This is a genomic window from Streptomyces roseus, assembly GCF_001044425.1.
In the GTDB taxonomy this organism is placed as follows: domain Bacteria; phylum Actinomycetota; class Actinomycetes; order Streptomycetales; family Streptomycetaceae; genus Streptomyces; species Streptomyces roseus.
Map to the genome: position 1 here is coordinate 68,425 of NZ_LFML01000012.1, position 7,145 is coordinate 75,569.

Sequence of the window (7,145 nt, forward strand, 5' to 3'; positions counted from 1 at the left end):
ACCGAACTCCGCGTCCAGGTGAAGCGGCTGACGATCGGCAACCCGAGGAACCACTCCTTCGGCGACGCCGTGACCGCCGCCGGAGCGGCACCCCCGCTACGCCGGGGTCACCAGGCGGGTCTCGTACGCGAACACCGCGGCCTGGGTCCGGTCGCGCAGGCCCAGCTTCACCAGGATCCGGCTCACATGCGTCTTGATCGTGGACTCCGCGACGATGAGCCGGTCCGCGATCTCCGCATTGGACAGACCCTGCGCGATCAGTACCAGCACCTCCGTCTCGCGCTCGGTCAACTCCCCGACCCCCGCAGGGTCCGCCGGCTTCGGCGGGGTCGACAGCTTCGAGAACTCCAGGATCAGCCGCTTGGTGACCGACGGCGCCAGCAGCGCCTCACCGGAGGCCACCACCCGGACCCCGTCGGCCAGTTGCCGGGCCGAGGCGTCCTTGAGCAGGAACCCGGAGGCCCCGGCCCGCAGGGCCTGGTACACGTACTCGTCGAGGTCGAAGGTCGTCAGGACCAGCACCTTGGCGTCGGTGTCCGAGGCCACGATCTCCCGCGTCGCCTCCAGCCCGTTCATCACGGGCATCCGGATGTCCATCAGCACCACGTCCGGCCGCAGCGCCGCCACCTTGGCGATGGCCTCGCGACCGTCCACCGCCTCGCCGACCACCTCGATGCCCTCCATCGCGTTCAGCAGGACGGAGAAGCCCTCCCGGACCATCATCTGGTCGTCGACGATCAGCACCCTGATCGTCATGACGCCTGCCCCGACCCCTGCGGCTGCCCGGGCGCCGCGTCCTGGCGGCCGCGCACCGGTATGAACACCGCCACCTCGTACCCGCCCGCCGCGGTCTTCCCGGCCGTCATCTCTCCCTCCAGCATGGCCACCCGCTCCCGCATCCCGGTGATCCCGTGCCCGGCGCCCGGCGAGGGCCGCACGTCCCCGGTCGCCGCCGCGTTGACCACCCGTATCCCCAGCCCGCCCAGTACGTACGACACTTCGACCGAAGCCGCCGCCCCCGGGGCGTGACGCAGGCTGTTGCTCAGCGCCTCCTGGATGATCCGGTACGCCGACAGCTCCACGCCCGGCGGCAGTTCGCGCACCGCACCCGTCACCGTCTTCTCCACGCTCAGCCCCGCCTCGCGCACATTGGCCAGCAGCCCGTCCAGCGAGGCCAGCGTCGGCTGCGGAGCGTCCGGCGCCTCGTAGTCGGCGGAGCGCACCACACCGAGCACCCGGCGCAGCTCCGTCAGCGCCGCCACCGCGTTCTCCCGGATGGTGGCGAACGCCGCCTCCAGCTCCGGCGGCGGGTTCTTCACCCGGTACGGCGCGGCCTCCGCCTGGATCGCCACCACCGACATGTGGTGGGCCACCACGTCGTGCAGCTCCCGCGCGATCGTCGTCCGCTCCTCCAGCAGGGTCCGCCGGTCCCGCTCGACGGCCGTGACCTCCTGCTGCGCGGTGACCTCCTGCTCCGCTGTCCTGCGTATGTTGCGAACCGTCACCACCAGCAGCGCGACCGCCAGGAGAAAGGCCATCGGCACGATCTCGACGGGCTCCCCCCGGCCGAGGCCCACCGGTATCACGATCCCGGCCCCCAGGGTGATCAGCCACATCCAGACGGCCGCCCGGGGCCTGGTCCGCATCGCGGCGAAGGTCGCCGTCGCGAGGTAGGAGACGAAGGCGCCCGGCGACCCGGGCCACACGTCATTCATGCCGGAGCCGACCACCATGAGCACTCCGGCGGCGATCAGGGCCGCCCAGAACGCGCCCACGGGCCGCACCAGGGTCATCAGCACCGGTGTGGCCGCGATCAGCCCCATGATGAGGGAGCTGCTGGGTACGACGTACTCCCCGCTGGTCGTCGCGGTCAGCATCACCACGAAGAACGCGACGAACCCCACGACCGCGTGCGGGACATACGCCAAGTGCGGTCGTATCCGCCCGGGGAGCCGACGCACCACGGGCCCGTCGGTGCGCATCGGCGCCAGCGGCCGGTAGGCGAAGGCGTCCTTGGTCAGATCCTGGCGCAGGCTCCGGAACAGGCCGGAGGCCATCCGGATCTCGGGTGTCCGGGGATTCGCCCGGGAGGTCGTCTCGCTCATACCCACACCGTAGGTCGGCCGTTCCCTCGTCCGCGTCGCCGCTGAAGGGGATATCCGGGCCTCCCTCTCAGGTACTACCCGGGGCACTCAGTAGCCCGTCGGACGGACCAGACCCGTGTCGTACGCGAACACCGCGGCCTGGGTGCGGTCCCGCAGTCCGAGCTTCACCAGGATCCGCCCCACATGCGTCTTCACGGTCTGCTCGGCCACCACCAGGTGCGCGGCGATCTCCGCGTTGGACAGGCCCTGCGCGATCAGCGACAGCACCTCGGTCTCCCGCTCGGTGAGCTCGTCGATCCGCGCCTTCGAGGGTGCCCGCGGAGCCCCCAGCCGGGAGAACTCCGTGATCAGCCGCTTGGTGATGTTCGGCGAGAGCAGCGCCTCACCGGCCGCCACCACCCGCACCGCCTCGGCGAGCTGGTCGGCCGACGCGTCCTTCAGCAGGAACCCGGAGGCTCCGGCGCGCAGCGCCTCGTACACGTACTCGTCGAGGTCGAAGGTGGTCAGCACGAGCACCTTGACGGTGGACCCGGGGGCGGCCGTGATGACGGAGGTGGCCTCGATGCCACCCATCCCGGGCATGCGGATGTCCATCAGGACCACGTCCGGTCCGTACGCGGCGACCTTCGCCACCGCGTCGGCCCCGTCCACGGCCTGGCCGACGACCTCGATGTCGGGCTGGGCGTCGAGGAGGACGGTGAAGCCCTGCCGGACCATCATCTGGTCGTCGGCGATCATCACCTTGATCGGGGCGGCCGGAGTGCTCATGCGTCCTCGTCAGTCCTTTTCGTCTCGGGGTCCATCGGGAGCACGGCGCTCACCTCGTACCCGCCACCCGGGCGCGGGCCGGCGGCGAGCTCGCCCCCCAGCATGCCCGCCCGCTCCCGCATCCCGAGGAGACCGTGTCCGGCGCCGTGCGAGGGCGGGGCCGGCCGCGTCGGCGCGCTGTTGGCGATGCACAGGTGCAGTTCGCGCGGCCCGTAGGCGATGCCGACCTCCACCCGCGATCCGGGGGCGTGGCGCAGGCAGTTGCTCAGCGCCTCCTGCACGATCCGGTACGCGGTGAGCTCGACGCCCGGGGTGAGGGGCCGCCGGATGCCGGCGATCTCGGTGGTGACGACCAGTCCGGCGCCGCGCACGTTGTCCACGAGGCCCTCCAGCTCGGCGAGGGTGGGCTGCGGATGGTGCGGGTTCGCGGGATCGTCCGGCTGCTCGGAGCGCAACACGCCCAGTACGCGGCGCAATTCCGTCAGGGCCTCCAGTGCGTTCTCCCGGATGCCCGCCAGGTTCTCCCTGAGCTCTTCGGAGGGGTTCTCCACCAGGTGCGGGGCGACCTGCGCCTGGATGGAGATCACCGACATGTGGTGGGCGACGACGTCGTGCAGCTCGCGGGCGATGCGGCTGCGCTCCTCCAGCAGGGTGCGCCGGGCCCGCTCCTCCTCGGTGATCGTCTCCTGTTCGACGAGCTTGCCGCGGGCCAGGCGGGTGGCCCGCAGGGCGTACCCGAGCAGGCCGACGAAGCCGAACACGAACAACGCGGCCAGGACGCTGGTCTGGCTGTGCTCCGGCTTGGACACCAGCTCGGCCAGGCCGGTCAGCGCGACGGGGACGGTGGCCGCGGCGACGGTCAGCCGGGGCGGCACGCGCAGGGCCACCAGCAGCAGGACGGGCGCGAACGCGAAGAGCCCGGAAGGTATCCAGGGCCAGGTCTGGCCGAGGCCGACGTTGTCCCGGACCGACCAGGCGGTCACGCCCGCGGCCAGCAGGCCGAACCACCATCCGCCGATCGGACGGAACATCGCGATGACGATGGACGTGCCGGTCAGCAGCCCAGCCAGCAGCGGGATGCCCCCGTAGTCGTCGTAGTGCTCGCCCATCTGCTGCGCGGTGAGGAACCCGAAGAAGACCGCGGCATAGATGACCACTGCGTGCGGCAGCCGGGCCAGCCAGCGGGGCCGGGACATCCGGGGCAGCGGGTCCCGCTCGACGGTGAGCAGCTCCTGGGCCAGGGTCAGCAGGATCCGGGCCCGGGGCGCGGGAGCCCTGACGGGGGCCACTTCCCCATCCACGGCGGGCTGTTCGCTCTGCTCGGTCACGCCGCCCACCCTAGGCATGGGCCGCCGCCACTTCTTCGGGCCCCCGCAGGGAAAGCGCCCGGGAGGGCCGGCCGCGCTTCGGCCGCCCGTCCTGCTCGTACGTACGGAACGCCGCCCAGCAGACGCCCAGCGCCGCCCCGAACACCGGCAGCCACAGCAGCCGGGCCGCCATCCACTGCGGGGAGTCGGGCACGGTGTGCAGTCCGGGCAGGTCGGCGGGGGCCAGCAACCCCAGGGCGGTCACGGCCATCATCGCGGTCTGGTGCCACAGGAAGATCGTCATCGCGGACAGGTTCACCAGCGCGACCTTCGCCCAGACCCGGGGCCGCCGCATGACCCGCCCCAGTGGACCACGGAGCAGCAGGGCCAGCCCGCACTGGGCCAGGCCGAACGCGACGGCGGCCAGCGTCGGCGGGTTCAGGTTCGATATCGGGGCCCCGGGGACCCCGACCATGGAGGCCGGATACCCGCCCCACAGGACCAGCCCGGCGGTCGCGGCGGCGCCGGCGACGAGCAGCAGGGCGGCCGGGGTGCGCCGGCCGAACGCCCCGCGGGACCAGGCGGCGCCCAGGGTGTAGGGGACGAGCCAGCCGGCGGCCACATTGACCCAGCCGATCCACTCCGGCCCGCCGAGACCGAACCGCCACACGTCCACACCGGCCACCACGGCCGCAGGCCACAGCGGGCTGAGCCGCGCCACGAGCGGTGTGGCGGCGGTGAGCACGCCGAAGACGAGGAGGAACCAGAGCGGGGAGAGGACGAGTTTCACCAGCGTCCGGACGGTGTCCGGCTCCGCCCCGCCGAGCAGCATCCCGGCCGCCGCCACCGTCCACATGGCGAGCACCGCGGCGACCGGCCGGAACAGCCGCGACAGCCGCTGTCCGACCCACACCCCGTACGACACCCCGCGCTCGCGCGCCCCGGCGTACCCGCGGGCGGCTACATGCCCGCCGACCAGGAAGAACACGGCCAGCGTCTGGAACACCCAGGACACCGGCGCCAGTCGGGGCAGGTGGGCCAGCGGACTGGTGTTGCTCAGGCCCCCGTCGGCGGTGGTCAGAGCGGTCACCAGCCAGTGGCCCAGCACCACGCCGAGGATGGCGAAGGCCCGCAGGGCGTCCACGGTCCGGTCCCGGTCGGCGGGAGTGCCGCCGTCGATGCGGTCCGCGAGGACGGACCAGCGGGCGCGCACCTTACGCATGGGGGACCTCCGGGGTGGTCGGGACGGCGGGGGTGGTGCCGAGGACGATGCGGGCCAGGCTGTCGAGGGACGCGGTGCCGGGCCTGAGGTAGTCGCTGTGCCCGCCGGGGCCGGCCGTGAAGGGCCGCGCCCCGAAGGCGGGGTCGACGGGGTCGGTGCCGAAGCCGAGGCCGCCGAGGCGGACATGGGGGACACGGCCGATCCAGTCGGCCCCGCCGCGCCCGGCCCAGACCCGGGCCCCGGTCGGCAGCTCGGCGGCGGAACCTGCGCCGGTGCCGGGGCTGCCGAACAGGGCCATGTCCGTGACGGCGGGGCCGGTGGCGGTCCGGGCGCAGACCACGCTCCCGTACGAGTGGCAGAGCAGGGACAGCCGGGCGCCGGGCGCGGCCGTGCGCCCCAAGCGGTCGAGGAAGGGGCCCAGTTCGGCGGCAGCCGCATCCGCCCGGTCGGCGCTCAGTACGGTCGGGCTGACCGTGCCGGGGGTGTCGTACCCGAGCCAGGCGACCACGGCCGAGCGGGGATGCCCGGCCAGGAGGCGCTGTTGCAGGGCGAGGGCGCCGGCGCGGAACCTCTGGTAGGTGTCCAGCGTGGTGTCGGAGCCGGGCACCAGCACGGCTATCCGGTCGGCGCTCTCAAGATCGCCGAGCACCTCCACGGCCCGCCCCTGGCCGCGGCCGTCGAAGGCGAGGAACCGGGCGGTGCCCGCCGCTCCCATGGCCTCCAGCTTCGCCGCGCGCCCGGTGCGCCCGGCCTCCCGCGCCATGGCGGCCGCCTCCGCGAGGTTGGCGCGGTTGGCCCCGTACCGGTCGGGGAGCGCGGCGCCCTCGGCGACCGCGGCCGGCGCCGGGGCGGGGACGTCGGGTGAGGCGGCGGCGGACACCGGCAGCACGACGGCCGCGGCGACGAGCCCGGCCAGCAGGGTGCGCCGCAGGCGCCCGCGCCGCCGTTCGACGGGGCGTTGTTCGGGACCTCCCTCGGGTCGTCGGTGTCGTCGTCGTACGGGGCGTCCTGCGGCGCGGGTCATGGCGGGTCCCTTTTCCTTCGCTCGGTCCGAAGGCGCCGGCTCGCGTCTTCTCCGGTTCCGAAGTTAGGAATTGAGGGGCGTCGTCCGCGTCCCGCTGCAGAGCCCCCTTTCCACGTGGCTCTCAGGTATGACGGGGCAGACCTGAGAGCCACACCCGCAGAGGCCCGCCATCCCCCGGGCGGATCCCCGGGCGGTGGACTACGGTTCCGGGATGACCGACGGAGACTGGCGCAACGACCGCATAGGCAGCGCGCACCGGGGCGAGAACCCGACCGTGCTGCGCCGCCTTGACCAGGGTTTCGCCGTGATCGGGGACCGGCAGTTCCTCCCCGGGTACGCGGTCCTGCTGACGGACGACCCGTCAGTGACCCGGCTCTCGGACCTGCCGCGGGCGCGCCGGACGGCGTACCTCGCCGGCATGGAGCGGCTCGCCGAGGCCGTCGAGCGCGCCTGCCGGCGGCTCGACCCGGCCTTCCGCCGGGTGAACATCGAGATCCTGGGCAACACCGACCCGTACCTGCACGCCCACATCTGGCCCCGCTACGACTGGGAACCCCCGGAACTGGTCCGCATGCCGGTGTGGCGGTACGAGCGGGAGGAGTACTGGCGGGGCGACCGCCACGCCCTGGGCCCCCGGCACGACGGCCTGCGCACCGCCATCGGGGAGGAGCTGGACGGGCTCGCGGCCGAGTAGGCCCCGCGCCCCCCCGGCCCCCGGC

At 73.4% G+C, this 7,145-nt stretch carries 7 protein-coding genes; 1 reads left to right on the top strand and 6 read right to left on the bottom strand.

Features of this window, described 5'->3' with window-relative positions; genetic code table 11:
* Nucleotides 1–96 precede the first annotated feature (96 nt).
* The 6 genes from ACS04_RS03135 to ACS04_RS03160 form a co-directional block, all read right to left on the bottom strand.
* Nucleotides 97–756, bottom strand: coding sequence for a response regulator (locus ACS04_RS03135; protein ID WP_048474902.1), 660 nt, complete (start codon nt 754–756; stop codon nt 97–99).
* Nucleotides 753–2,105 carry a sensor histidine kinase gene (locus ACS04_RS03140; RefSeq protein ID WP_048474903.1) on the bottom strand — a complete coding sequence of 451 codons (1,353 nt, stop codon included), beginning with the start codon at nt 2,103–2,105 and terminating at the stop codon, nt 753–755. Before ACS04_RS03140 ends, ACS04_RS03135 begins: the two co-directional genes overlap by 4 nt.
* 87 nt (nt 2,106–2,192) lie before the next feature.
* Entirely contained in the window at nt 2,193–2,873 is a 681-nt protein-coding gene (locus ACS04_RS03145) for a response regulator (RefSeq protein ID WP_048474904.1), read from the bottom strand.
* On the bottom strand, nt 2,870–4,201 hold the full coding sequence (locus ACS04_RS03150) for a sensor histidine kinase (protein WP_245236261.1): 1,332 nt from the start codon (nt 4,199–4,201) through the stop codon (nt 2,870–2,872). The genes ACS04_RS03145 and ACS04_RS03150 overlap by 4 nt, the downstream gene beginning before the upstream one ends.
* A 10-nt stretch (nt 4,202–4,211) precedes the next feature.
* The gene (locus ACS04_RS03155; protein ID WP_048474905.1) at nt 4,212–5,402 is read right to left on the bottom strand and encodes an acyltransferase family protein; all 1,191 of its coding nucleotides are present in this window, start codon (nt 5,400–5,402) and stop codon (nt 4,212–4,214) included.
* The gene (locus ACS04_RS03160; protein WP_078864386.1) at nt 5,395–6,426 is read right to left on the bottom strand and encodes an alpha/beta hydrolase; all 1,032 of its coding nucleotides are present in this window, start codon (nt 6,424–6,426) and stop codon (nt 5,395–5,397) included. The genes ACS04_RS03155 and ACS04_RS03160 overlap by 8 nt, the downstream gene beginning before the upstream one ends.
* 211 nt (nt 6,427–6,637) lie before the next feature.
* Between ACS04_RS03160 and ACS04_RS03165 the strand changes: the two genes are divergently transcribed.
* On the top strand, nt 6,638–7,120 hold the full coding sequence (locus ACS04_RS03165; RefSeq protein WP_048474919.1) for an HIT family protein: 483 nt from the start codon (nt 6,638–6,640) through the stop codon (nt 7,118–7,120).
* The last annotated feature ends 25 nt before the right edge of the window (nt 7,121–7,145 follow it).

Coding starts and splice junctions, on each gene's coding strand:
- ACS04_RS03165 (WP_048474919.1), top strand. CDS start 6,638: ATGACCGACGGAGACTGGCGCAACGACCGCATAGGCAGCGCGCACCGG.
- ACS04_RS03140 (WP_048474903.1), bottom strand. CDS start 2,105: ATGAGCGAGACGACCTCCCGGGCGAATCCCCGGACACCCGAGATCCGG.
- ACS04_RS03135 (WP_048474902.1), bottom strand. CDS start 756: ATGACGATCAGGGTGCTGATCGTCGACGACCAGATGATGGTCCGGGAG.
- ACS04_RS03145 (WP_048474904.1), bottom strand. CDS start 2,873: ATGAGCACTCCGGCCGCCCCGATCAAGGTGATGATCGCCGACGACCAG.
- ACS04_RS03160 (WP_078864386.1), bottom strand. CDS start 6,426: ATGACCCGCGCCGCAGGACGCCCCGTACGACGACGACACCGACGACCC.
- ACS04_RS03155 (WP_048474905.1), bottom strand. CDS start 5,402: ATGCGTAAGGTGCGCGCCCGCTGGTCCGTCCTCGCGGACCGCATCGAC.